Here is a 25,417-nt window from a genome sequence, read left to right as displayed (position 1 = left end):
TCATATTCAACCAAAGTAATCATCCCGGATGTTAAAGGAAGAACGCCACGCATACATACTTCATCAGGTAAACTTGCATAACAAGGTGTTGTCTTCTCATCTGAGTGAACAGATACAGGTATCGGAAGATACTATCCGCCGTGATCTTGCGGAGTTAGCACAGGAGGGTAAGATCATAAAAGTGCATGGCGGCGCGCTTTCCAATTCATTTCATCAGGGTATAACATCGCAGGATGTATACGCGGTAAAAGATAAAAAGACCATAGCTTTAAAAGCCGTCGAACTAATACACGACGGTATGTTTGTATTAACTACAGGGGGGACTACGATCGCAGAGCTGGCCCGCGTGCTACCCAGAGATCTGCAGGCCACTTTCATCACCGTAAGCCTCCCTGCTGCTTTTGAATATGCCAATCACCCGAATATAGAAGTGATCGTGATAGGTGATAAACTATCCAAAGGATCAAAGATCACAGTAGGAGGAGAGGCTATTTCAAAGATAAAAATGATCAAAGCTGACCTGTGTTTCCTTGGAAACAATGCTATTGATGTAGAAGATGGGTTAACCGACAATGACTGGGATGTAGTACAGGTGAAAAGGGCCATGATCAGCACTGCTAAGAAAGTAGTGGTATTGACCATTTCAGAAAAAATGGACACGTCCGAACAGTTAAAGATCTGTGATGTGGATGAGATAGATATATTAATCACTGAGCTGCCACCAGATGCTAAGAAATTGCAGCCATATAAGAAAAAGGGTATTCAGATTTTATAAATAAAACAGCTATTACAGTTCCCGGCACATTCCGGGAATCTATTGAACTATCTAAACAGCTTATCAACCAGCCTGTAATCAATCTTTATTCATAGCGGATATTCCCGGATGCCGGGAAGTATCTATTCTGATATTGATGGCTTAACTTTTAAAAATCAGTTATGAGAACTTATTAACTATCCCGGTTATAACGGGAATTCATTGTACATGTAAACGCGTTTATCAACCAATGTGTGGTCAATCAGTTATTCGGGAAAAATACTCCTGAGTGACGGGGGATATCCATGCCATTACATTTCGCTTACTATTTAAACATCAGTTATGAGAATTTATCAATTATTCCGGCGCACCAGATGCAGGTATCTGCTGCTTTTGCTGGTCATGCAATGCCTTACTGCCTTTACTGCTTTTGCGCAGGTGAAGCTGTCGGGTAAAGTGACAGATGAAACGGGCGCTACCCTGCCCGGTATCACTGTGACTATCAAAGGAACCAAACTGGGTGCTACCACCTCAATAGATGGCGTCTATACTATCAACGCTGATCTTAAGCCCGGCAGTTACACACTGGTATTCACAGGGATAGGCTTTACTCAGACAGAAGGCGTGATAACAGTTGGTACTGCCACATCCTATACACTCAACCAACAGTTAGCCACTTCTGTGTCCAAACTGGATGAAGTTGTGGTAACAGGTGCTTCTCTCGGTACTACGCGTAAACAATTAGGTACCTATATCAGCACAGTAAAGTCGGATGAACTCTCCAAAGGTGCTACAGGCAACGTCTTGACAGCATTGCAAGGTAAAACTGCGGGTGCGCAGATCACACAAAACTCCGGCGACCCTGCAGGTGGTATGTCTGTGAAGCTGCGTGGTATCAGTACTATCAGCGGTTCTACTGAACCATTGTATATTATCGATGGAGTGATCATTGATAACTCTACCACCCGCGTAACAAACGCAGATGCTTCTTATGCTGGCGGCAACTTCGCGGGTAACGTTGGTCAGAACCGTATGGTAGATATCAATCCTGCAGATATTGAAAGCATTGAAGTACTGAATGGTGCTGCTGCCGCTGCTATCTATGGCTCACGCGCCAATGCAGGTGTGGTGCAGATCTTTACAAAGAAAGGTAAAGGAGGTGCACCGGTGGTTAGCTTCTCTACCGGCTTTAATGTGAACGAGCTGCGTAAGAAACTCGACGTAAACCAGGCGCCTGTTAAGTTTGGTGGCACCCCCGATGTATCTACACAAACGATCCTCACAGATACTATCTTGCGCACTACTCCGGTAAAACGTTACGATTACCAGGACTATATCTTCCGCACAGGCATCGGTACAGACAATAATGTGTCAGTAACAGGTGGGCAGAATAAAACAAGATATTATGCATCTGCCAGCTATCTGTACAATCAGGGTATTGTGAGAAATACTGATTTCAACCGTTACAGCTTCCGCCTGAACCTCGATCAGGAGCTTAACAAGTGGATCAGCTTTAATGCTACCATGAACTACATCTACAGTAAAACGAACGAAAAACCTGATGGCAACTCTTTCTTTTCTCCGACCAACTCAGTAACCATCATTGGCAACTATTACGATATCCACCAGCGTAATTCATTGGGTAATCTGCTGGCAGTAGGAGAACGCGGACGTGTTAATCCTGTTTCTGTTATCGAGGATTTTCAGCAGCAACAACAGACCAGCAGGTTGATTGCCGGCGCTGGCATTAAGCTGACGCCAATCAAGAACCTGACAATTGACTATCACATGGGTATTGATAACTACAGCCAGGACGGTACCACCTTTATTCCTCCTTTTGCATATAATGTAAGCCTTGGTTTCTTTGGTGGAGGCGCCACACTCGATCCTACCCAGAATGGTTACGCCAGTACAGGTATCAATAATTCCTTTCTGATCAATCATGATGTGAATGTTACCTATGATGCGCAGATCACATCCGATCTGGCGTCTGTAACGCAGGTAGGATATTCCCTGCAATACCAGCGTGGGCATTATTCCCTGCAACAGGGTAGGGGCTTGCCTCCGTTTGTGCAGACAGTAAGCGGCGCTGCTACGCCTATCACCGGTGCCGACGAGCGTACCCGTTTGTCTATTTCTGGTCAGTACATACAGCAGAACTTTAAATACCGCGATCAGCTCTTCATCACCGGTGCTTTGAGAATGGATGGTTCTTCCGTATTTGGTGAGGATGAGCGGAACCAGATCTATACAAAACTGAGTGGTAGTTATGTATTGTCAGGTACCGATTACTGGAAATCATTGAATGTATCCAACTGGTGGAACCTGTTCAAACTCAGGGCTGCTTATGGGCAGTCGGGTAACCTGACGGGTATTCCTGCCTATGGCCGTTTTAATACCTACAGGGCCGTGGCCTTTATCGGTGCTGCATCTTTCACCTCACCAACCACTTACACCAACCCTGATATCAAACCTGAAAGACAACAGGAACTGGAGTTTGGTACAGATCTCGCCTTCTGGGACAACCGTATCAATCTCTCCGTTAACTACTACAGCAAGAAAGTGGAAGACCTGCTGATAGCCCGCGCTATTGCACCAACACAGGGTTACAGCACCCGCCTGGATAACATTGGTTCACTTTCCAATAAAGGTTTCGAAGTTGTATTAAATGTAGCGCCTGTGAAGAGCAAAAGTTTCAACTGGGACATGACTGCTATCTTCAACCGTAACAGGAACAAAGCACTCGACATCGGACAATCCATCCTCCTGTATTCTACTGTGAGTGGCGCGCCTGTTGCTATTGCTAACGGTCAGCCTATAGGCTTCTTTTATGGTACCTTCTTCGCCCGTGATGCCAGTGGTAACAAGCTGACAAAACCTAATGGTGTTCCTGTTACAGAAGCAGGTGTGCAGCAATCACCATTCTCTTACACGCCCGCAAGAGATCCAAATACCGGATTGCCACCTACTACAGGCGTAACTGCTTTACAACGGAAAATAGGCGATCCTAACCCGGATTGGACAGGTACCCTCACCAACGATTTCAGCTATAAGAGATTGAGCCTGCATACACAGCTGGACATTGTACAGGGCGTAGATGTATTTAACGCTGATTTCAGAACAAGGCAAGGTGTGGACAATGGTAAGATAGCAGAACAGGAAGACCTGGGACTCCTGCCCCGTGGATTCATTGCGGGGAATTACAATATCCAGGAATGGAGAATAGATGATGGTTCTTTTGTGAAACTGAGAGAAGTGGCCTTCAGCTATAACTTCGGTAAGATCAAAGGTCTGAGCGATCTAACACTCAGCGTAGGCGGCCGTAACCTGTATTCGTGGGATAACTACAAAGGATATGACCCTGAGGTGAATGCGGCAGGACAAAGCACCGTATTGCGTGGTATTGATTTCGGTAGTGTGCCTGCTCCCAGGACATATAATGTAGCGCTTCGCGCCAGATTCTAAATCATCAAAAAGTATTTTATGAAAATGTATCTCAATAAATACAGTCGTTCTTTTCTGGCGGGCATGCTGCTATTAGTGGCTGCATCCTGTAAAAAAGAATATACAGATCCCTCAGGACCAGCTTCAGATGATGCTGTCAGTACCGCCAATGCATTGACAGATGTAGCCGTAGGGTTGCAGAACTGGTACACTGCCAATAGGACAAGTACTTTATATACTTCGATCGCCACCGCCAGTCTGCTGACCCGCGGCACTTATGTTGTCAACGCAGGTAACGCAGATGAAGGCCAGCTCAATACGGGCGCCTCAGCGGTGCAGAATACGAATGCCGTTGTTACAGGAATGTGGGCAGTATCGAACAAGATCATTTTTGATGCCAACCGCGTACTCAATGCTACGAATAGTGTGATCACAGAGCCGGGTTATGCCAGTGGTGTGATTGCTTATGCTTCCATATATAAGGCGCTGGCACTGGGTAATATTTCGATGTTCTGGACACACGTTCCGGACACTGTCGGTGTCGATGTACCATTCATCACCAGCCAGGAAGGATACAGGAAAGCAGTGCGTGTACTTGATAATGCGCTGGCCGTTGTGAATGCCAATGCTATCAGTGCAGGTTTCAAAGCAAATATACCTGCGGGTATAGATATTGTGAATGCCCTGTATGCGCTGAAGGCGCGTTACGCTTTGTTTGCAGGCGATTATGATGTTGCCCTGGCTGCTGCCAACCAGGTAACTGCTTATTCTACCTTCAACTACAATTCACTGATCACGAACCCGATCTTCACACTGGTCACAGCTACCAACAATATTTACCAGGTGGTGGATTCTGCAATGGGACTTCCTGTAGGACTGCAACCTGATCCTGCAGACAAACGAGTGCCCTTTTATGTAGGTATCGGCGCCAATCCGCGTTTTCGGGTGAAAGGATTCTTTACCGCCACCACACAGAGTATTCCTGTATATCTCCCAGGTGAGATCACGTTGATCAAAGCGGAATGTTATGCGCGTAAAGACGACCTGATAAACGGTTTGCTGGAATTGAACAAAGTGGTGACCAAACAACCATCTGAAGATGCGTTTGGTGTAGGAGCAGGATTGACCGGGGAAGTAGCGGCCACAAAAAACAGACTGCTGGAGCTGATCTACAAGCATCGTCATATAGAACTGTTCATGAGCGGACTTGAACTGGAAGACCAGCGCAGATTCGGCAGGCCGGAGGCAGAGCGTAAACGTAGCTGGCTGCCATTCCCATTTGTAGAAAGGAATGATAATAGCAACACGCCGGACGATCCGGCATTTTAGGATAGGGGATACTTTAAAAAGGAGCCGGAGCTTATCTATACAGGTTCCGGCTCCGTTCATTTTAGAGACAGGATTGTCTATTCAGGAATAGTTTGTTATTTTAGGAACCCCGGATTTTGTTAACGTCCGGTATATGTTACAGGATTACTTTCCTTCAAAACACTGATTCCACTATGAGAAAACGTTGCTTATTGCTGCTGACAGCAATCTTATTTTGTTGCCCTTTTGCATTTTCACAGAAACGAATTGGCTATGAGAAACCCGGAAACCAGGAGAAAAGACTTGCCTGGTGGACGAATGACCGCTTTGGTATGTTCATTCACTGGGGCTTGTACGCCTTGCCTGCCCGTCATGAATGGGTGAAGAAGTATGAGAAGATGACAAATGAAGATTATCAGAAATATTTTGAACAATTTAACCCGGACCTGTACAATCCGAAAGAATGGGCAAAGGCTGCGAAAGCAGCCGGTATGAAGTATGCAGTGATCACAACCAAGCATCACGAGGGCTTCTGCCTGTTCGATTCGAAATTCACCGATTATAAGGCTACCAACACGGCCGCGAAGCGCGACCTTGTTAAGGAATGGGTCGAAGCTTTCCGTGCTGAAGGTTTAAAGGTAGGGTTCTACTATTCCCTGCTGGACTGGCATCATCCCGATTTTACTGTGGATAAGCATCATCCGCAGCAGCCGGCTAATGACAGCGATACTGCCTATGCGCGATTGAACCAGGGGAAGGATATGAGCAGGTACCGTCAATATCTGCATAACCAGGTTAGAGAACTATTGACGAAATACGGTAAGATCGATATTATGTGGCTCGACTTTTCCTATCCCGGCAAGAATGGTAAAGGCCATGATGACTGGGGAGCTGCGGAATTGATGAAAATGATGCATAAACTGCAGCCAAATATTATTGTGGACAACCGTTTAGACCTGAACGATTATGAAGACGGATTTGACTTCGTAACACCAGAGCAGGTGGTGGTATCAGACTGGCCTACTGTGAATGGTAAGAAGGTAGCCTGGGAGACCTGCCAGACCTTTTCCGGCTCCTGGGGGTATCACCGCGATGAAGACAGCTGGAAAACCCCTGAACAGTTATTACAGCTGCTAATCGGCTCTGTGGGCAAGGGCGGTAACCTGCTGCTGAATGTAGGGCCCACTGCCCGTGGCCAGTTCGACCATCGCGCAAAGGATGCATTAAATGCAATGGGTGTGTGGATGCAGCTGAACAGTAGGTCCATATATGGCTGTACGCAGGCACCGGACGAGTTCAAGGCGCCTCCCGGCACCATGCTGACTTATAATCCTGAAACCCGCAAATTGTATGTACACGTGCTGGTATGGCCATTCGGCAAACTGGTGCTGCCTGGGTTTGATCAAAAAGTTAAATATGTTCAATTCCTGCACGATAATTCAGAAATAAAGTATATTGGAAAGGAAAATCAGGGAAGTAAGGATCTTGTGCTTACACTGCCTGTAAAAAAACCTTTGGTAGAAATACCTGTGATAGAGTTGACTTTGAGATGAGATGAAATATTTTTTTTTAAACCTACAACTGCACATCAGCCTGTTCCTTCTCTTACAATTTTCGGGAGCAGGCTGTTTGTACGCTCAGCACGCGAGTGATGCTGCATGAGCGAAGCACCCCGCCGCCCATCTTCACTTACAGAACAGCGATTTCTCCATCACGTTCGGATACCGTTTCCCCTCTCTTAAACATAAAATACTGGGAGTCATATAATAAATTATAAGAGTATAAATACTTTTTTGTAAGTTCCTGGCCTGAATTTAAGGAAGCTAATATTATAACAGTTATGCAATTAAAACGGTCTTATTTTGTACCGCTGTCCCTGTTGCTGGCGGCGACACTATGCTCACTATCATTACCGCAGCAGGAAGAAAGAGCAAAGAATCTGAAAGTATTGCCTAAAGACATCAGCCATGAAGACCTCGAGAAAGAGATGCGCAGTTACAACAAGGCGCTGGGCGTAAAATGCGACTTTTGCCATGTCAGACAGACAGACAATCCAAAGAAAATGGATTTTGCCAGTGACGACAAGGAAGAAAAGGAAACAGCCCGTGAGATGTTGAAAATGACCCTGCGCATCAACAAGAAGTATTTTAAATCCGGTAAAGATGAAAAGGGCGCTCAGATGATGACGGTTACCTGTTATACCTGTCACAACGGGCAAAAGGAACCTGCATCCAAACCGCCTGCACCACCGGCACAGGAAGCGCCTCAGCAGCACTAAGCAGTGTTTGGAGGAAATAGTTAAAAACGATATCTTTATATAGATACATCTACTTATTTGTCGTATTAACTATTGCAAACCTCACAACTTCAAAAGACACTTATGACTGCTTTTAACTCCCTCGTTGCCCTGGCACTGGTATTTTTCATTGCCCACGTTATGCTGCTGTTTACCTCCTTTGGAAAAGGCGGGTACCGGAAGCTGAGATATTTTTACTCTCATCTTACCTTATGGATCAGCGGCGGACTGTTGTTCTTACTGGCTGTGTTGTTTGCTGGTAAAAGCGAATCGGCCATACTGGACGTATTTGATACGCCAGGCAAGCAATTGCTGATTCCCGGTATTGTGGTGGTGCTATCTTTAACAGCTCACACCATCGTACACTTCCTGGTGATACCAAAATATCAGCTGCAGAAGAAGTAACGCTTTCAGAAAATTTTTTAGAAAGGCCGTCTCATGGAGGCGGTCTTTTTTTATGTCAAAGAGCTTGTTGTCATTCGTCACTGCGGGGGAAAGTGCGCGCTTTCTTTCGCCCGGTCACTACACGTTTTTCTAATTACAAGACAAAGCTAAGTAGAAAAGTCATGCGGAAAATACGCATTTTTAATATGTCGAAGCGTGTTTTAATTATTGATTTTCAGTTAATTGAATGATATTTAGTTCAATAGTCGCCAATGGGGGTAATCTGGCTCTTCTTTGGGCAATACAGGCTTTAACATCAGTAGAGATATAGTAGAGATTCGCTCATCCTCCCTTAATCCTCCCTTTGTGAACGGAAGATTAAGGGAGGATGAGCGAATCTCTACTATATCTCTACTATATCTCAAGTACATTGTAAAGGGTGGCCATATACCGTCTTGATACCGCTTTGATACCGCTAATCCTACGTTGATCCTACGTTCATGAACGTAGGATCAACGTAGGATTAGCGGTATCAAAGCGGTATCAAGACGGACTAAAACCGACATTTGTCTTAGTACAGAAAAAATTAATTTATCTAACTTTAGCCGCGTAAATCACTCAATCGCTCATGAAAAGAATATCCTCGCTTTTGCTGGTTTTTATCCTGACCTGTACCTACAGCACCTATGCTCAGAAAAAATCCACCCCCGCTCTCCGTGAAGGCACGCACAACTTTACCCTCCAGTGGATCAGCTGGGACAAGCCGGGTAAAGTACAGATCCGCAAAAAGAACAAGAGCACCTATGCTATCAAAGGGGAACAGCGGGATGCACAGAGCAACAGCTTTGTAACGATTGACGGTACATTGAAGGTAGCTTCTCCGAAGGAGCTGATATTCACCGGTACTATGAAGAGTCAATACGAAGGCATTAACCAGGGCAATGTGTGTGAAAGAACCGGCATTTATCATTTCCTGGCCAAAGGCGCCAGAAAGTACTGGAGACTACAGGAAATGGAGAATTGTGAAGGGAATAATGTGGTAGATTACATTGATATTTATTTCAATTGATAATGCTAAATACATTCCCCCAATGGCAATCATAATTCAAGGATTGAGCCAATGCGTGCTGTGTGGACAAACGCTGGACAATAGTAAGGAGATCACGGGGGCGCCACCGTTAACAAGTAATATCAAAGACCCCTTGTTCATATTTAGTGATGCCGGTATGCATGTTAGTTGTCTGGACGCGCATCCCCTGAAGGAAAACCTGCTCTACCAAATACAACAGGGCGATAGAGTAAGAGGGGCCGCTAACGCAAGATGTATTGTTGATGGAGAACTGATTACGCATCCTGATGACATGCTGGGGTTTGGTATGCTGACATCAGATCTGGGTGAACCGCTGGCAGCGTTCAACTTTATCATCCTGAACCGGAATAATAAATACAAATGGGATAAACGGAATGCGTTTATCTCTTTAGCAGAAGAATTTATCCGGAGTAGGAAATGGGAATCTTATGGTCCATTCAACAGCCTGGAATACTTTATGAAAGAATTAGCATGAATGGTGATTTATTACTTCGTCGTCCTGCGTACCAGCACCTCACACTTTATCACCTCCGTTCCCGCTTCCTTGCCCTCAAAATAACAATCCGCGGCCCTTCTGCCCATGACTTTCGCATGTTGTTCTACCGACGATAGCCCCGGTGATATCAGCTCAGCAAAGATCTCATTGGCAAACCCGAACACGCCCAGTTGATCAGGAACGGTAATGCCCAATTGACCAGCGGCCTGCAATACTCCAAGCGCTACATAGTCGGTTACCGTCACAATCGCATCCGGTGGGTTTTTCAATTGTAATAAATCCATAGCTACTGCAATTCCTTTTTCTTTCGTCAGCACGTTACCCACGATATAATTCCAGGGAACAACAATATCAGCTGCTTCCATAGCAGACAAGAACCCTTCTTTCCGGTCGCGGAAGGTAGGCAGCTGTTCCGGACCGCCGATATAAGCAATACGTTTATACCCCTTGGCGAGCAAATGTAACACCGCCTGACGGGCAGCATCTCTTGTGTCGTTTTCGACTTTACAGCTATTTATAACCTCAGCAGTGCGGTCAAACTGGACGAGCTGGATGTTGTTGTGCATAATCTCTTCCAGGTGCTTAAAACGGCTCGTTTCAGCGGAAACGGATATGATGATGCAATCAACGTTGAGATTGATCAGTTTCTGGACCGCCGCTACCTCTTTTTCGTAAGATTCATCTGACTGGCAGATGATCAGGTGATGCTGATGTTCCGTACACGCTTCCTCGATGCCCGCTATCGCGTTGGAAAAGAAATTCTCGTTGATCTTGGGAACGATAACGCCGATCGTGGAGGAGGCCCCCTTACGCAGATTGGCGGCGTTGGTATTGTGCCGGTAATTCAGCGCCTGCGCCTTTAACTGCACCATCTGCTTCATCTTTTCACTAATACCCGGATGGTTGTTTAATGCCCTCGATACATAAGATGCCGATATGCCCAGCTCATTCGCCAGATCATAGATTGTCACCCGCTTATTCTTCTTCATTGTGTACCAGATTATTAAATCGATTTCTAATTTATCCTGAATGCTGTATATGATTGTTTTTTAGCAATTTATGATATAATATTCTTAATCAGAAAATGGCATGTTTGAAATCGATTTCATAATACTTAATTTCAGTACAGCTAGATTCCACGAAACACCCTCATTTCCACTACTGTAGTCAGAAAAACCCTCAACCAAAAATTCACGCTATGAAAAAGTTGAACAACCTGTTAACACTCCTATTGATCCTCCCCCTTATGCTATGGGGACAGTCAAGCCCTCCTTCAATCGTCACCGGTACCGTCAAAGACACCCGGGGAAACCCATTGCCCGGAGTAACCGTCACCGTTGCCGGCAATGAAAAGACCGGTACACAAACCGACAACAATGGTCAGTTCCGGATCAGTGTCGCAAACTCGGGAACGCTGAAGTTCAGTTTTATCGGTTATCAGGAAGAGCGCATTCCTGTGGCCGGGAAAAAAGAATTAATGGTCAGCCTTACAGAAACGGCCACAGCCCTCAGCGATGTGATCGTAGTAGGCTATGGTACCCAGAAGAAGGTAAACCTGACAGGGGCTGTGGTGACCGTCAATTCTGCAGAACTGAATAAACGTGTGGTGACCAACCCAGCCACTATGCTGCAGGGAAAATTGCCCGGCCTCACGGTGGTGGAGAACTCCGGAGAACCGGGTAACCAGGGGGTGAGCCTGCGTGTCCGCGGACAAGGCACTTACAGCGGCGCCGGTAATGATCCACTGGTCATCGTAAATGGTATACCCGGTAATCTCACGGCGCTCAATCCCAATGACATTGAATCGGTCACCGTGCTGAAAGATGCTGCTTCCGCTTCCATCTACGGTACCCGTGCCGCCAATGGCGTTATACTCGTCACAACAAAACAAGGCGCTAAAAACGGTCTGCACCTGGAATACAGCTACAATATGGGCATCACTTCACCTACCCGCATGCTGAAGCTGATCACCAACTCCGTGGAATACATGGAGCTGTATAACAAAGCCCTCGTTCACTCTGGTCAGGCGGCAGCATATCCCGCCAGCTTTATTGACCAGTACCGCAATGCCACCGATAAAACACGTTATCCCGACGTAAACTGGCTGGACGTGTTGTTTCGTACAACATATGTGCAGAACCATTACCTGAACGTCAGCGGTGGCAGGGCTGGTACGAACTATACGGTGGGAATGGGCCTCACAGACGAACCGGGGACCATGCTGGGATTTGCGAATAAGAAATACACCCTGCAGTTCAACCTGACTTCCGAAGTGAACAAAAGGGTCACATTCGGTATGAACATGAACTTCAATTATAATGACCGCAAATATCCCCGTCAGGGTGCGCAGGACCAGTTCCTCGCTGCGCTGTCGCAGGCGCCTATGTATGGTCCTATCGTACCTGATGGCACCGGGCATTATACTTTCAGAGGCGATCCTTACGTGTATCACAACAAGAATCCTGTCGCTATTGCTGAAAATGTACAGGCTTCAGATCGCGCTTATTATCTGCAAAGCAATCTCTTTCTGAATGTAAAAGTGCTCGAAGGATTGAGTTGGGAAACAAGAGGCGGATTTAATTTCAGCTTTAATAAAGTGAAAGACTTCCGCCCCGTGATCCCGCAGTACGATTGGTTTACAGGCCAATTCGCCACGAACCTGGACGTTGGTACCAAAGGACTGATCGTTACAGACAAAAACAATATTTATCCTGTTGTGTACACGCAGCTGACCTACAACAAGAAGTTCGGCGACCATACTTTTAAAGTGTTGGGAGGTGCACAGGAAGAATATTTCAAAGAGGAAAATCTGAATGGATACAGACGGGATTTCCCCAGCAATGACCTGCCTGAACTGAATGCCGCTGGCGCCGACGGACAAACTACCGGTGGCACCGCCTTTGAGTGGTCATTGCGTTCTTACTATGGCCGCCTGAATTACGATTACAGAGATAAATATCTTTTTGAAGCCAACCTGCGTTATGATGGATCTTCCCGTTTCAAAAAAGATACCCGCTGGGGATTGTTCCCTTCTTTTTCTGCAGGATGGCGTATAGGGCAGGAGCCTTTTATGAAAGGACTGTCCTGGCTCACCGATCTGAAACTACGTGCGTCATGGGGCAGACTGGGCAACCAGAACATAGGTAACTATCCTTATCAGAGCATCCTGACTGTAGGATATAACTATCCGATGGATAATACCGTATTATCACCGGGCGTTTTACGTACCGCCCTGGTAGATGAGAACATCCGCTGGGAAACTACCCAGGTGTTTGATGTAGGCGTAGACTTTGCCGTGTTTGACAACAAGCTCAGTATAACGGCCGACTGGTACAATAAGCGCACTTTCAACATCCTGCGTGCTGCACAGGTGCCGGGATGGCTGGGATTGAGTGCGCCGACTGTGAACAGAGGTACGATGCAGAACATCGGCTGGGAGTTTGGCCTTAATTACAACAACAGGATAGGAGAGGTCACTTATGGTGTGGGTGTAAATTTCCAGACTTATAAAAACGAGCTGGTGAAATTTGGTGCACGCGAAATAACAGGTACTGCTATCAAGGAGGAAGGACTGCCCTGGCAGACGTTTTACCTGTACGAGGTGACAGGCATTTTCCAATCGGATGATGATATCAAAAATTCTCCGCAACAACAATACACGCCTAAACCCGGTGATCTGAAATACAGGGATGTGAACAATGACGGAAAGATCAATGCATCTGACAGGACCTATGTAGATGGCGCTTTTCCCGATTTCAACTACTCTTTTAATCTTAATGCTGCATGGCGGAATTTCGACTTCAGTGCATTCTTCTACGGTGTACAGGGACAGAAGTTCTATGTGACCGGTTGGGGGCTCGAACCTTTCAGGCAATCCACACCGCCAACCACGGAATGGAGAGACGCATGGACGCCTGAGAATAAAAACGCCACACTACCGCATATCTATGTGCAGGGTTATGGTCCTATCTCTTCTTCCCCTTCAGATTTCTTCCTGAAAGATGCCTCCTTCTTCCGTTTGAAGAATGTACAGCTGGGATATAATGTGAAAGCTGAGTTATTGAAAAGGGCCGGTATTACCGCGCTTAGAGTATACTTCGCGGGCGATAACCTGTTTACGTTCACTCGTTATCCGGGGCTTGATCCCGAGCGGAGCAGCGGTGGCGACTTTGTGAACTATCCGCAGAATAAAGTTTATTCCTTCGGTGCAAGGGTTACTTTCTGATCATTAAAAAACACGTCATGAAAAACATTATATACTTTTTACTGCTGTCGTGCATGATGGCCTGCAGCAGCGATTTTCTTGATAAAGATCCGCTTGATAAAGTATCCGGTAAAAATTTCTGGAGGTCTGAAGAAGATGTAAAACTGGCGCTTACCGGTTGTTATGCGCTGTTGTCTGCACAGTCTGATAACAACTCCATTTCCGAAGGATTTGGTGCATTCACTATGTACTGGGATGGTATTTCTGATGATGCATGGCCACGTTCCGGATCTTTCAACAGTATTGCTACCTCACAACTGGAACCGACGACGGGCGGCATTGTGAACGATATGTATTATCTGAATTATAAGGCGATCGCTACCTGTAATTATTTTCTGGCGAATGTAGATAAGGCTAAACTGAATGCCACCACTACAGCGCAGTATAAGGCACAGGTATATTTTCTGCGGGCCTATTATTATTCCCAACTGTGCAAGACCTATGGAGGCGTCATCATCACTTTACAGCCGGAGGAACTGAATTATCCACAGGATATGAAGAAGAGTACAAAGGAACAGGTGGTGGAGCAGGTGTTGAAAGATATAGATACTGCTTTGGTTTCATTGCCAGACGATGTGTATAGTGGTAAGATCGTAAAGGCAACAGCACTGGGACTGAAGGCAAGAGTGCTGTTGTATAATGAACGTTGGGCGGAAGCTGCTGCTGCTGCAAAGCAGATCATCGATGGTGGGAAGTTCCGTATAGCGGATGAATTTTATGGTTTGTTTGTAAAGCCCGGCCAGAACAACAATCCTGAGATCATCTTTTCTGCCCGTTACCAGTTGCCTAACCTGATCAATACTATAGATTACCAGATGGGATGGGATCAGTGGGAACGTATACAACCCATTAAAGGTCTGGCAGATGCGTTTGAGTGTAAGGACGGGAAAAAGATCACTGAATCTCCCCTATATGATCCTGCGCATCCGTATGATAACCGTGATGCCCGTTTACGCAGAACGATCTATGTGCCGGGGGATCCCTGGAAGTATAGTGCGGAAGGTATCTTTGATCCGGCGAAAGACGGTAATAACAGGACAGGATTTCTTGTGAAGAAATACCTCGATACTACAAGGGCCCCAACCGACTATTCCACCCGTAGCGACCAGGATTTTGTGCTGATCCGTTATGCCGACATTTTGCTGATGTATGCAGAAGCAAAGAACGAGGTGAGCGGTCCTGATCAGAGTGTATATGATGCAGTGAATGCGGTACGTGGCCGTAAGAGTGTGCAACAGCCACCATTACCTGAAGGCTTGTCGCAGGATCAGATGCGTGAGCGCATCAGGCAGGAAAGGAGAGTAGAGTTTGCCCTGGAAGGATTACGGTACTTTGACCTGTTAAGATGGAAGACGGCAGCAACGGTGTTACCCGCGGTTGTCAATCCCGGTGGTGTGAACAGGAAGTTCTTTCCAAAGAATTATGTATTTCCCTTCCCGCAGGCAGAAGTGGATAGTTATTTGTCGCTTGAGCAGAATGATGACTATTAATGTGTTGATATACCTTGCTATTGTAAGTTGAAACACTGCATACAAAAAAATAGTACCAGGGATAAATGAAAGCGCTAATAGTTGCTTAAACGACAAGCCGCTGTCATGTGTCCGGATAATAGATGGTGTATCAGACTTTGAAGTGCTTCCAAAAGTGTCTGACTTTTTTGGGTGCTTCAAAGTCTGATGCACCATCGTTTTATCCGGGTAATGATGGAGTCAGGAAATCATTTAAGCGATGCTCAGGAACTGTTTTAAGTTTTCTCCCGCTTATTAGTACTATCATTACGGTGATCAATAATTAAAATAAATAAATTATAATAATCTCCTATAGTCTTTGACTGTATTACATTTCATCTATTATCTAATTTTATACAGTAGTAAAAAATACTGATAGCAGTTTGGAAAAATATTTATAACTTAACATAAGCAAATTCGTTATAAACATCCCTCACCCCAATTTCCTCTACAGCGTAATGAAATGATGGTGTAAGCGCTGGCACGAAGATGAAATACATGTGAGGCTGCAATATTTCATTCGTCACTGATAGCAATAATACAGGTATATAGCCGGGCGATATAGTATGCCAATCACTAATAGCATTTGTTTTATAGCTTGTTGATAAGTTCATGTGAATGATATCATGAAGACTGTTGCGAACGGACGCTCAGCCCCAAGGCGCCGTATGAATTGGATATGGATAAGTGGGGCGGCTTTCCTGTTGTCCTTTCTGGCCGCAGGCATAATGATCTTCTTTGGTAAAGAATTGGAAGATCTTGGGATCACAGGAAACATTTATTACATCATTCTCATTCCTCTTGGATTCAGCAGTGCAGCTTTCCTGGCCGGCGCAATGAAGTCGTATGCTTCCTTTACATCGAATGAAAGCGTTACTTATGGAAAGCTACAGCTGACAGGCCCCATCGTGATATTTGCCCTCGTTGTAGGTGGTGGATTTATTATGCCGAATTACTACAATACGAAAGGACAGTTTGATCTGAAAATGCGCATTGTCAGCAATGATCAGCCCCTGAATACCTTGAATGAGGGTACGATTACATTATATATAGGGAAAGAACCAAAGACGGTGAGTATCCACGAAGGTGAGGTGGCATTCTACAATATACCGGAGGAATATGACAACAGGAAAGTCAGGTTATTGACGGCTATTAAGAACTACCAGTTGGCAGATTCCAATGAAGTACTGCTCTCTAAGCGAGACGACTATGTAGATATCCATGTTAGCAGGACCAGGGAATCAATGTCCACATTGGTGAGAGGTTCCGTGCTCGATGAGCAGAATATGGCTGTAGTGCATGCATGGCTCGATTTCTCCAGCGGCCTCGCTACCTGTTATACAGATGCTAATGGTAACTTTTCCCTGACAGTACCATTGCCCTCGGGGGAAAAGGTGCAGCTGAAGATAGTCACCGATGGCATCACCCGGTTCAACGAAGTAGTGACCATTTCATCAGCAATACCAATTGATCTGAGAATAGATAAGACCCCTTAATCTGATATATATGCCAAAAGGATGTTTGAGATGCTGCCTTGCAATATGTTTGCTATTGCTCATGCATGTTTGTTTCGGTCAGAACGTCAGGAGGTTTAAAGGAAGAGTGGTGCTTTTCGATGGTAATAAAGCACTGAATAATATCTCTGTCAGGCTGGTGGACCAGGGCAGAGGCACTACCGGCACGGACGGACAATTCATCATTCCCATCAACAGTAACGTCAGCATGGTAACACTGGAGCTGGTGGATAGTGATCAAAGTATCCTGTATCCCCCCGGAGGGAGTGTAGCAGTACCCAGGGATAGCAGTGTTGCCACTGTATTCATTGTCGGCGATTCTCCTAAAGATATACTTACCCGTGCTGTTGCCAGAAGTAATAATGAGATTAAGAACGGCTTGCTGCAACTGGGGGTAAAACAGGATGGCATAGAACAGTCTTTAGTCGCCTTCAGGGATGAAATCCAGAAGATGACCAATATCAAACTGGAGGATCTCAAAGATCAGATAGACCTGGATAGAAGAAGGCAGGACTTCTACCCGGTCCTTGCTGCTGCTATCAGTAACTATACAAATGAGGCAAAGGATCTGAAAGATGCGTTTAAGTTCACTGTCAGGCATGCATTTGATGATCCGCAGGCGATGCAGATACTTACAGATGCAGTGAATAGATATAATGAAGCATTCGAAGATATCAACAGGAAACGCAGTGGATATGAGAAAATGGTGGCAGACCTGTGGGAGAGTGAAGCAAAAGCCACTGAGGTAAGGGAATGGTTCAACTATGCACTGGGAGATCTGCATAACGTTAACATCTTCACATTGAATCTAAAGATAAGAGACATCAATGAATACAACAGGGGAGGGATCAAAGGATCAAAAAGGAAGGAATTTAAGGACACCGTGATGCGGGAAATTGAAGAGGCACAACTGTCGCTGGAAAGAAGGTTGCAGGAACTGGATAACAGGGCGAAGATCCTCTTAAGCAGACTGGCCATGTAACAGACAGCTTATTAACAGTACTATAAAACGACACTTATGAAACAGTTGATAAGGATCAACCAGCTATACCTGCTGTTGCTGATCATTCTGTTTACCGGTCCGCAGTGCGGAAAATCCAAAAAGGAGGTGATCCCTGTACCTTCACTTAGTTCGGTATCTCCCGTAAAAGGTATAGTAGGAGACCCGGTAACCGTGAGTGGGCAGAATATCGGTAATGCTGACAAGATAACGTTCAATAGTACTGCTTCTACAATTGTAGGTAATACCGGTACTGCTATTACAACGGTAGTGCCTGCGGGTGCAACTATCGGCATGAATAAGATTGCGGTGTACACCAGCGGAGGTAAGTCGAATGAACTGCAATTTGAAGTGATAGAAGAGCCGGACAATGTAGATCCGTTGCCGCCAACGTTGAGTAAGATCATTCCAGCCGCCAACTTCACAGAATACCCTGTATTGATCTATGGCGATAATCTTTCAGGCGCCATCAGTGTAACCTTTAATGATAAAGATGCCGTTGTTTATACAAACAACAAAAAGGTGATCACGGTTACCGTTCCGAAAGACCTGCCTGCAGGTACGGTGACTGTAAAGGTGGCTACTGTCAAAGGGACGTCTACACTCAACTTCCAGGTGTCAGGACCACCACCTTCCGGACCAGCCAGTGTCAACTTCTCCATTATCAACATTCCTCCTCCTAACTATGTACCTACTATCTCCAACAACTGGAGCTGCGGATTATTTTCGCAAACGGATGGGAATAACTTCGTTGATCTCAATACAGACGACGGCACCTTCAATTATGACGTGACTGGCACTTTTGAATATCACTTTGATAAAGACAAAGACTATAATGACCTGAACTATGTTGAGTTTACCAACAAGACGACAGGAGAAACCTTCGCAGGACAGTTCTCTGCTACAACGGCTAATCCCTGCGTGTTGAAAATGGTGCTCATCTCTTCCAAAACAGGTACTGTCTCAACATGTACGTTCGACAGGAAGGCTAATAATCCTGATGAGCAATGTGATCCGTGAATCATTTAATGTAGCACATAGCGTAAGCTGAGGCTGTAGGTGTTGAAGTCGGGGTAGTTCTTTCCTTTTATATCATTTGCATAATATGCATTGATTAAAAACCGGCGGGTGAGCTGGTATTGTAGTCCGCCGCCCACCTGCATCGTATAACGGCTGTAAGACCAGCTGTTATCCTTGCTGAACATAGGAATATAATTAAACAATATAAAGGGGATCGTTTTCCTGGGGATTAAATAACTTAAGTAGAGGGATATGGGAGAGAAGAATGCTGCCGGCGCATTATCTCTTTCAAACCCATATTGCAAACCTAGCTGGGAGAAGAGGAACAGGCGCTCACTCAAAGGCTGATTGTATAGGAACTGAGACAGCAGAAAGATCTGGCTATACCCTAATACCTGCTGCTTCTCCCGACTGATACCAGTCGGGAAGATGATACTGCTTTGCATAGTGAAGTTGTAATTTCTCCTCAAAGGCCTCCACCTGATCCTTGCTGCTACAGAGGTAATGGCTCTCGCAAAGCGGCTATTGCCTTCTACATCGCTGTCAAAGACCTTGAATATGGAGCTGGTCCTGTCCTGGTCTATTCTTCCCATCATGATATTGACATCCACTCCTGCATTAAATCGTGCATGTTTTGATACGCCGTACGTTGCCTGTAATGTGCGGTACAGGTACGTTTGACGGACGCTGAGATCACCCAGATGTCCGTCGTCATCCCTGTAGTTATTGGCCGATATAATAGATGCAAAAAAGTTTAATTCCAGCTGCTTGTAATTAACGAGTACAGATGATACAGCCGGGATAAAAGGAGATAAGCGCGAGACGGAGTCTTTCAGACGTTGGAATTTCTCTTCCAGTTGCTGGTAGCGGCTGGTTGTGTCCTGCTCCTGCGCGAGTATGGCATGGGTGGTAAATAACATGAAAATGCTTAGTATACACGTTTTCATAATTATTGGAGTTAAATGATGTGACAATCTGAAAAGGTGGGGTAGAGATGCCGGGGGGATTGTTAGATAAATTTACTCAAATTTTATCAGAAATTAATCACGGAGAAAGATAGATAAGCTGTTATGTTCACCCGTATTCAAAAGAAAAGGCGCGGCTTGCAATCACGCATGTGGTCCTTCTTTCATTGGAAGGGCGTTACATTTATTCAAACAAAGATATGATAATAAAAAATTAATAGGCGGGTATTGAACTTTGGAGTCAGTAGTATGTTACCGCAGACTTAATAAAAACCTAACATTGAAAGCCATTCTCACCCCTTAGCTTTGCGCTGATGGCACGCCATTTATTCGACGAAGACAAACACCTGCAACTCTTCATCTCCGGCAGCGAAGATGCGTTTGATGCTATCTTTAAACGTTATTATGAAGGCTTATTGCAGTTTGCCAAAGTGCTGCTGCCTTATCCTACTGATGAAGCCGAAGATATCGTTGCAGAGATGTTCTGTACGCTGTGGCATAACCGCCGCCAGATTGCTATTTCTACTACTTTAAGCGCCTATTTATACGTCTCTGTCAGGAACAGGGTGTTTGATTATTACCGCAAGCGAAAGACTATTTTCAACCTGCCTGAAGAAGTACTGGCCGAAACTGCCGGTGAAGACCATCAACAACCTGACCATCAGCTCATATATAAAGACGTTACCTCACAGATCCGGCAACTGATCACGGGATTGCCTCCCCAGATGCAGCTGGTATTTAAGATGCACCGTTATGAAGGATTCAGTTATGATGAAATTGCGGATCTATTAAATATATCTGTTAACTCCGTGAAGACACATATGTTCCGCGCATTGAAAATCCTCAAGACAGCCTATCCAATATTACCAATATGTTAACTCCGTTTTTTCTGTCACGAGCGGGATCATTCTTTTCGTCCTAGTCTTGTAAACAGAAAAAAGATTGGAACAGAAGGAACTCTACTTACTGATCACCCGGCATTTTAATCAACAGACCGTCCCATGGGAAGAAGACTTCCTGGCTGAATGGCTGGAAAGTGCAGAAGAAAACAGACAAACCTATCGCGTACTGCAGGAGATATGGCTGGCAAGCCAGCAGGAGCATGATGGAGAGCAGGTAGCGCTGGCTTTGGAAGATGTAAAACAACGCATCCGTAACCGCCGGCAGGAAGGACTCATAAAGAGATATTTCTGGCAGGCGGGTGTAGCTGCAGCTATTGCAGGTATCGTTATAAGCAGCATCTTCTTTTTAAGACAGCAGCCGCGCCAGCAGGAAGTCGCTTATATAGAGAAAAAGACGCTGCCCGGACAGATGTTGAAAGACACTTTGCCTGATGGCACTATTGTGCAGCTGGCGCCAAAGAGCATCATCAGATATACACAGCAATTTGGACAGCACGACAGGAACATTGTCCTGGAAGGACAGGCCTTTTTTGAAGTAGCCAAAGATGCACACCAGCCTTTTACAGTGAAGGCAGGCGATCTGTCCGTGCAGGTGCTGGGTACGCGGTTTAATGTAACCTGTTATAAAGGCGTGGACAGTGCAGCGGTATCGCTGGTAGATGGAAAGGTGCAGGTAAATGTACCTGCACAGCAACAGCCTTATGAACTGCAGCCGGGACAGGAATTATATTATGACAGTCACGACCGGCATGCCTATACCCGGAACTATGATGTGGAAGCCATTACAGGATGGACTTCCCGCATACTCGTGTTCCGTAATGAGCCACTGTCAGTTGTAGCCAATAAACTGGAGCAATTATATGATGTAGAGATCTCCTTCGCTAGTCCTGCCATGGCCGGTTATAAACTGTTTGCCAGGTTCAATGACAAACCATTGAAATATATACTGGATGTGATCAAAGCAACGGACAATCTTGATTACACGATCGACGGAAAACAAATCCGCTTCACCACAAAGTAATGCCTATCACTCACGCTAAATGCCTGAATTTATGTTTCGTTTTTACCAACATCTGAGTATCGCACGCGGCAAAGCAATCTTATGTATGTTGCTTTGTTGTGTATTATCCCTTCCATTCGCTTCGGTACAGGCAGGCGCACGGGTAGACCTGCACAAGGTACCCTGTTCACTGACGGTACAGAATAAGCCATTAGAAGAAGTGTTCGAAATGATCGAACAGCAAACACATTATGCTATCATATGCATGGACCAGTCCGGGCTCATGACCAGGAAAGTGAACCTGAATGCACGCAATACAACATTGGAAAATGTATTACAGCAACTGGCAGGACAGGCCGCCTTTAATTACAAATGCCTGGACAATAACATCATTGTAAAGGCAGGTGCAGCACCGGTAGCAGTGGATGATCCGGTGGAAAAGGTCATCTCCGGTAAAGTAACTGATGCAAAGAAACAACCACTGCCAGGAGTATCTATCATGGTGAAGGGTACAAAGCGTGGTACTATCTCAAACGAGAACGGTGACTTCCAGATCAAAGCAAATGAAGGAGAAGTATTGCAGTTCTTCTTCACAGGTTATCAGCCTTTCCTGCTGACCGTAGATAAAAGCACCAGTTATCAGGTAACCCTGCAGGATGATGAAAAGAAATTGTCTGAGGTATTGGTAACGGCTTTAGGTATTAAGAAAGAGAAAGCAAAAGTAGGTTATGCCGCACAGGAAGTAAAAGGTGCTGACCTGGTAAAGGCCCGAGAATCAAACGTGATCAGCTCTCTGACAGGTCGCGTAGCTGGTCTGACTATCAGGAATACCACTGACCTGTTCCAGGACCCGGGTATCTCCCTGCGTGGTGCCAAACCATTGATCGTAATAGATGGTATTCCTGACCAGACTGCCGATATGTATAAGATCAATGCAGACGATATTGAGAGTATGACCGTACTGAAAGGCTCGTCTGCTTCTGCATTGTATGGTTCCATCGGTACGAACGGCGCTATCATGATCACCACAAAAAGAGGTGGTTCAAAAGATCTGAGTGTTGACTTTAATTCTTCTACACAGTTCCAGACCAGCTTTATCCGCATTCCTAAAGTACAGACCACTTATGGTAACGGTTTCAAAGGTGAATATGAATACATAGATGGTTCCGGTAGCGGCCCTGAAGGCTTCGGATGGATCTGGGGACCAAGACTGGACCAGCGTGATCCGTCCACACCAAGTGGTTATTTTGAAACGCCTCAGTTCAATAGTCCTGTTGATCCTAATACAGGTAAACTGGTACCGTTGCCATTCCTGTCACGCGGTAAGGACAATGTGAAGAACTTCTTCCGTACAGGTGTTATCACCAGCAATAATATAAGCTTCACCAAAACGGGCGATAATGGTAGCTTCAGGGCTTCCGCTTCACATATCTATCAGCAGGGTATTGTACCGAATACAGATCTGAAGAATACTTCCTTCAACCTGGCGGGTACATATAACCTGAGTAAGAACTTCAGCGTGAATGGCCGCATCAGCTATAACAAAGAATACACGCACAACTTCCCGGAAACAGGTTATGGCCCTACCAACTACCTGTATAACCTGATACTCTGGACTGGTCCGGATATCGATGTGCGCGACCTGCGTAATTACTGGGTACCTGGTAAGGAAGGTGTTCAACAGCGTCATTACAACATCTCTTACTACAATAACCCATACTTCCAGGCTTACGAATACCTGAGAGGTTATGATAAGAATAATACCTTCGGATCAGTTGATCTGAACTATAAGATCAGTCCTTCGTTTAACGTGAAATTCCGTAACGGTATTAACCAGTACAGTCTGAACCGTAACTATAACGAGCCCAAGAGCTATATCGGTTATGGAAATAAATCAAGAGGACAGTATACTATTACTTCAGGTACCTACTTTGATATTGTGTCTGACCTGATCGTTGATTATAACCATACTTTCAGCGACAAGTTTAAGATACACGCGCAGGCAGGCGGTTCCAACTACTACAGGAACCAGAAAGCTGATTCCAGTAATACCGATGGTCTGACCATTCCGGGATTATACAACCTGAGTAACTCTGCCAATGCCGTACAGTCATTTAACTGGCTGGAAGAACGCAGAACAGCGAGCGTTTATGGGGTTGTAGACGTGGAACTGTACAACGCGATCTACCTCTCTGTTACTGGCCGTAATGACAAGATCTCTACATTGCCTATCGCTAACAATAGTTTCTTCTATCCATCCTTGTCAGGATCAGTGGTTGTATCACAGCTGGTACGTCTGCCTGAGTGGTTCTCATTCCTGAAGGCAAGAGGTGCGGTGTCCAGGGTATCCAGCGGTACATTGGATAACAGTTACACGTATGGTTATCTTCCATCTTATGACAAGAGCACAACATGGAATGGTAAACCTGGTCTGACTTACAAAAATGTGATCTATAATCAGTCACTGCATCCACAGACTTCTGACAGCTGGGAAGCCGGTGTGGAAACGAAGTTCTTCGGCAACAAACTGGGACTGGAGCTGACTTACTTCCAGACAAAAGACTTCAACAATATCCTGGAGATCCCGGTATCATTAGGCAGTGGCTTTACCAGCCGCCTCGAGAACGGTCACGTTTATCAGCGCAGAGGTATAGAGATCGTAGCTACCGCTACTCCTGTACGTAAAGAGAAATTCAGATGGGATGTATTGCTGAACCTGAGCACGTATCGCCGTTACCTGAAAGAGATCACGGGTGGCGACAGGCTTGGATACCTGAAAGCAGGTGACAGGGCTGATAAGATCTTCACAACTGTTTATCAGAAAGATCCTTCCGGTAATGTTGTATACAGGGCTGATGGGTTCCCGCTGGAAGATAACATCCAGCGCCTTGTGGGTAACAGCGATCCTGACCTGATCTATGGTCTGGAGAATAGTTTCTCTTATGGCAATTTCAGCTTCCGTTTCCTGGTAGATGGACGTATCGGTGGTTTAATGTATTCCACTACCAATCAGAAAATGTGGTGGGGTGGTACCAATCCGGGTACGGTAAATCACTTCAGGGATGAAGCAAATGAAGGTAAATCTACTTACGTAGGACAGGGTGTGATCGTGACCTCCGGTCAGGTGAACTATGACAGGGATGGTAACATCATCAGCGACAACAGGACTTTTGCACCGAACACACAAGGCGTGAACTACATCGACTATATGACCAACACGAGCAATGCGCAGTTCGTGAATTACAACTATTACTCGCAGACTTTCCTGAAGCTGAGGGAGGTAACACTGACCTACCGGCTGCCATCTAAATGGCTGAAAGGTCACATCTTCCGTGCAGCCGATATTTCCGCTGTGGGCCGTAACCTGTTGCTATTCTCTAAGATGCCGAACGTAGATCCGGATGCTGGTTCGGATAACTTACAGACACCATCTACCAGGAGCATTGGTGTGAACCTTAATCTTAAATTCTAA

Annotated in this window: 18 protein-coding genes; 16 read left to right on the top strand and 2 right to left on the bottom strand. The window is 45.5% G+C overall.

What is annotated here, in order from left to right:
* The first annotated feature begins 28 nt into the window (after positions 1–28).
* The 8 genes from L3C95_RS12945 to L3C95_RS12910 all read left to right on the top strand — a co-directional run bounded on the left by L3C95_RS12945 (position 29) and on the right by L3C95_RS12910 (position 9,751).
* The gene (locus L3C95_RS12945; RefSeq protein WP_236387988.1) at positions 29–775 is read left to right on the top strand and encodes a DeoR/GlpR family DNA-binding transcription regulator; all 747 of its coding nucleotides are present in this window, start codon (positions 29–31) and stop codon (positions 773–775) included.
* A gap of 321 nt (positions 776–1,096) precedes the next feature.
* Positions 1,097–4,219 (top strand): SusC/RagA family TonB-linked outer membrane protein, encoded by a 3,123-nt coding sequence (locus L3C95_RS12940; RefSeq protein WP_236387981.1) that lies wholly within the window; start codon positions 1,097–1,099, stop codon positions 4,217–4,219.
* An 18-nt stretch (positions 4,220–4,237) separates the two neighbouring features.
* The gene (locus tag L3C95_RS12935) at positions 4,238–5,527 is read left to right on the top strand and encodes a RagB/SusD family nutrient uptake outer membrane protein (RefSeq protein WP_236387971.1); all 1,290 of its coding nucleotides are present in this window, start codon (positions 4,238–4,240) and stop codon (positions 5,525–5,527) included.
* A 173-nt stretch (positions 5,528–5,700) separates the two neighbouring features.
* The gene (locus L3C95_RS12930; protein ID WP_236387958.1) at positions 5,701–7,059 is read left to right on the top strand and encodes an alpha-L-fucosidase; all 1,359 of its coding nucleotides are present in this window, start codon (positions 5,701–5,703) and stop codon (positions 7,057–7,059) included.
* 287 nt (positions 7,060–7,346) lie between these two features.
* Positions 7,347–7,784, top strand: coding sequence for a c-type cytochrome (locus tag L3C95_RS12925; RefSeq protein ID WP_236387944.1), 438 nt, complete (start codon positions 7,347–7,349; stop codon positions 7,782–7,784).
* A 102-nt stretch (positions 7,785–7,886) separates the two neighbouring features.
* Complete coding sequence (locus tag L3C95_RS12920) at positions 7,887–8,207, top strand: hypothetical protein (protein ID WP_236387936.1); 321 nt, start codon at positions 7,887–7,889, stop codon at positions 8,205–8,207.
* A gap of 607 nt (positions 8,208–8,814) precedes the next feature.
* On the top strand, positions 8,815–9,255 hold the full coding sequence (locus tag L3C95_RS12915; protein ID WP_236387934.1) for a hypothetical protein: 441 nt from the start codon (positions 8,815–8,817) through the stop codon (positions 9,253–9,255).
* Positions 9,256–9,277: 22 nt separating this feature from the next.
* Positions 9,278–9,751, top strand: a complete 474-nt coding sequence (locus tag L3C95_RS12910; RefSeq protein WP_236387931.1) for a hypothetical protein — start codon at positions 9,278–9,280, stop codon at positions 9,749–9,751.
* Between the two features lie 11 nt (positions 9,752–9,762).
* Here the strand turns inward: L3C95_RS12910 and L3C95_RS12905 are convergent, their stop codons facing one another.
* Positions 9,763–10,761 (bottom strand): LacI family DNA-binding transcriptional regulator, encoded by a 999-nt coding sequence (locus L3C95_RS12905; protein ID WP_236387930.1) that lies wholly within the window; start codon positions 10,759–10,761, stop codon positions 9,763–9,765.
* Positions 10,762–10,970: 209 nt separating this feature from the next.
* Here L3C95_RS12905 and L3C95_RS12900 point away from each other — a divergent pair, with 209 nt between their 5' ends.
* The 5 genes from L3C95_RS12900 (at position 10,971) to L3C95_RS12880 (ending at position 19,078) form a co-directional block, all read left to right on the top strand.
* Entirely contained in the window at positions 10,971–13,997 is a 3,027-nt protein-coding gene (locus tag L3C95_RS12900; protein ID WP_236387915.1) for a SusC/RagA family TonB-linked outer membrane protein, read from the top strand.
* Positions 13,998–14,014: 17 nt separating this feature from the next.
* A complete protein-coding gene (locus L3C95_RS12895) occupies positions 14,015–15,526 on the top strand; it encodes a RagB/SusD family nutrient uptake outer membrane protein (protein WP_236387909.1) in 1,512 nt (503 codons plus the stop codon).
* A 686-nt stretch (positions 15,527–16,212) separates the two neighbouring features.
* Positions 16,213–17,040, top strand: coding sequence for a hypothetical protein (locus tag L3C95_RS12890; protein WP_236387895.1), 828 nt, complete (start codon positions 16,213–16,215; stop codon positions 17,038–17,040).
* Positions 17,041–17,101: 61 nt separating this feature from the next.
* Positions 17,102–18,040 (top strand): hypothetical protein, encoded by a 939-nt coding sequence (locus L3C95_RS12885; protein WP_236387893.1) that lies wholly within the window; start codon positions 17,102–17,104, stop codon positions 18,038–18,040.
* 36 nt (positions 18,041–18,076) lie between these two features.
* Positions 18,077–19,078, top strand: coding sequence for a hypothetical protein (locus L3C95_RS12880; RefSeq protein ID WP_236387892.1), 1,002 nt, complete (start codon positions 18,077–18,079; stop codon positions 19,076–19,078).
* 5 nt (positions 19,079–19,083) lie between these two features.
* Here L3C95_RS12880 and L3C95_RS12875 read toward each other — a convergent pair whose 3' ends face one another.
* Positions 19,084–20,025, bottom strand: coding sequence for a hypothetical protein (locus L3C95_RS12875; RefSeq protein ID WP_236387890.1), 942 nt, complete (start codon positions 20,023–20,025; stop codon positions 19,084–19,086).
* 332 nt (positions 20,026–20,357) lie between these two features.
* On the opposite strand from L3C95_RS12875, the gene L3C95_RS12870 reads away from it, so the two are divergent.
* The 3 genes from L3C95_RS12870 to L3C95_RS12860 all read left to right on the top strand — a co-directional run bounded on the left by L3C95_RS12870 (position 20,358) and on the right by L3C95_RS12860 (position 25,417).
* Positions 20,358–20,921: an RNA polymerase sigma-70 factor gene (locus tag L3C95_RS12870; RefSeq protein WP_236387883.1), complete on the top strand. Its 564-nt coding sequence runs from the start codon at positions 20,358–20,360 to the stop codon at positions 20,919–20,921.
* A gap of 64 nt (positions 20,922–20,985) precedes the next feature.
* Positions 20,986–21,966, top strand: a complete 981-nt coding sequence (locus tag L3C95_RS12865) for a FecR family protein (RefSeq protein ID WP_236387874.1) — start codon at positions 20,986–20,988, stop codon at positions 21,964–21,966.
* Between the two features lie 31 nt (positions 21,967–21,997).
* Complete coding sequence (locus L3C95_RS12860) at positions 21,998–25,417, top strand: SusC/RagA family TonB-linked outer membrane protein (protein WP_236387869.1); 3,420 nt, start codon at positions 21,998–22,000, stop codon at positions 25,415–25,417.

Origin of the sequence: Chitinophaga filiformis (assembly GCF_021646545.1) — a bacterium.
Lineage (GTDB): Bacteria > Bacteroidota > Bacteroidia > Chitinophagales > Chitinophagaceae > Chitinophaga > Chitinophaga filiformis_A.
The sequence above is the reverse complement of the archived record's forward strand: the minus strand, read 5'-3'. Positions and strand labels throughout refer to the sequence as shown.

Coding starts and splice junctions, on each gene's coding strand:
- L3C95_RS12945 (WP_236387988.1), top strand. CDS start 29: ATGTTAAAGGAAGAACGCCACGCATACATACTTCATCAGGTAAACTTG.
- L3C95_RS12940 (WP_236387981.1), top strand. CDS start 1,097: ATGAGAATTTATCAATTATTCCGGCGCACCAGATGCAGGTATCTGCTG.
- L3C95_RS12935 (WP_236387971.1), top strand. CDS start 4,238: ATGAAAATGTATCTCAATAAATACAGTCGTTCTTTTCTGGCGGGCATG.
- L3C95_RS12930 (WP_236387958.1), top strand. CDS start 5,701: ATGAGAAAACGTTGCTTATTGCTGCTGACAGCAATCTTATTTTGTTGC.
- L3C95_RS12925 (WP_236387944.1), top strand. CDS start 7,347: ATGCAATTAAAACGGTCTTATTTTGTACCGCTGTCCCTGTTGCTGGCG.
- L3C95_RS12920 (WP_236387936.1), top strand. CDS start 7,887: ATGACTGCTTTTAACTCCCTCGTTGCCCTGGCACTGGTATTTTTCATT.
- L3C95_RS12915 (WP_236387934.1), top strand. CDS start 8,815: ATGAAAAGAATATCCTCGCTTTTGCTGGTTTTTATCCTGACCTGTACC.
- L3C95_RS12910 (WP_236387931.1), top strand. CDS start 9,278: ATGGCAATCATAATTCAAGGATTGAGCCAATGCGTGCTGTGTGGACAA.
- L3C95_RS12905 (WP_236387930.1), bottom strand. CDS start 10,761: ATGAAGAAGAATAAGCGGGTGACAATCTATGATCTGGCGAATGAGCTG.
- L3C95_RS12900 (WP_236387915.1), top strand. CDS start 10,971: ATGAAAAAGTTGAACAACCTGTTAACACTCCTATTGATCCTCCCCCTT.
- L3C95_RS12895 (WP_236387909.1), top strand. CDS start 14,015: ATGAAAAACATTATATACTTTTTACTGCTGTCGTGCATGATGGCCTGC.
- L3C95_RS12890 (WP_236387895.1), top strand. CDS start 16,213: ATGAATTGGATATGGATAAGTGGGGCGGCTTTCCTGTTGTCCTTTCTG.
- L3C95_RS12885 (WP_236387893.1), top strand. CDS start 17,102: ATGCATGTTTGTTTCGGTCAGAACGTCAGGAGGTTTAAAGGAAGAGTG.
- L3C95_RS12880 (WP_236387892.1), top strand. CDS start 18,077: ATGAAACAGTTGATAAGGATCAACCAGCTATACCTGCTGTTGCTGATC.
- L3C95_RS12875 (WP_236387890.1), bottom strand. CDS start 20,025: ATGAAAACGTGTATACTAAGCATTTTCATGTTATTTACCACCCATGCC.
- L3C95_RS12870 (WP_236387883.1), top strand. CDS start 20,358: ATGGCACGCCATTTATTCGACGAAGACAAACACCTGCAACTCTTCATC.
- L3C95_RS12860 (WP_236387869.1), top strand. CDS start 21,998: ATGTTTCGTTTTTACCAACATCTGAGTATCGCACGCGGCAAAGCAATC.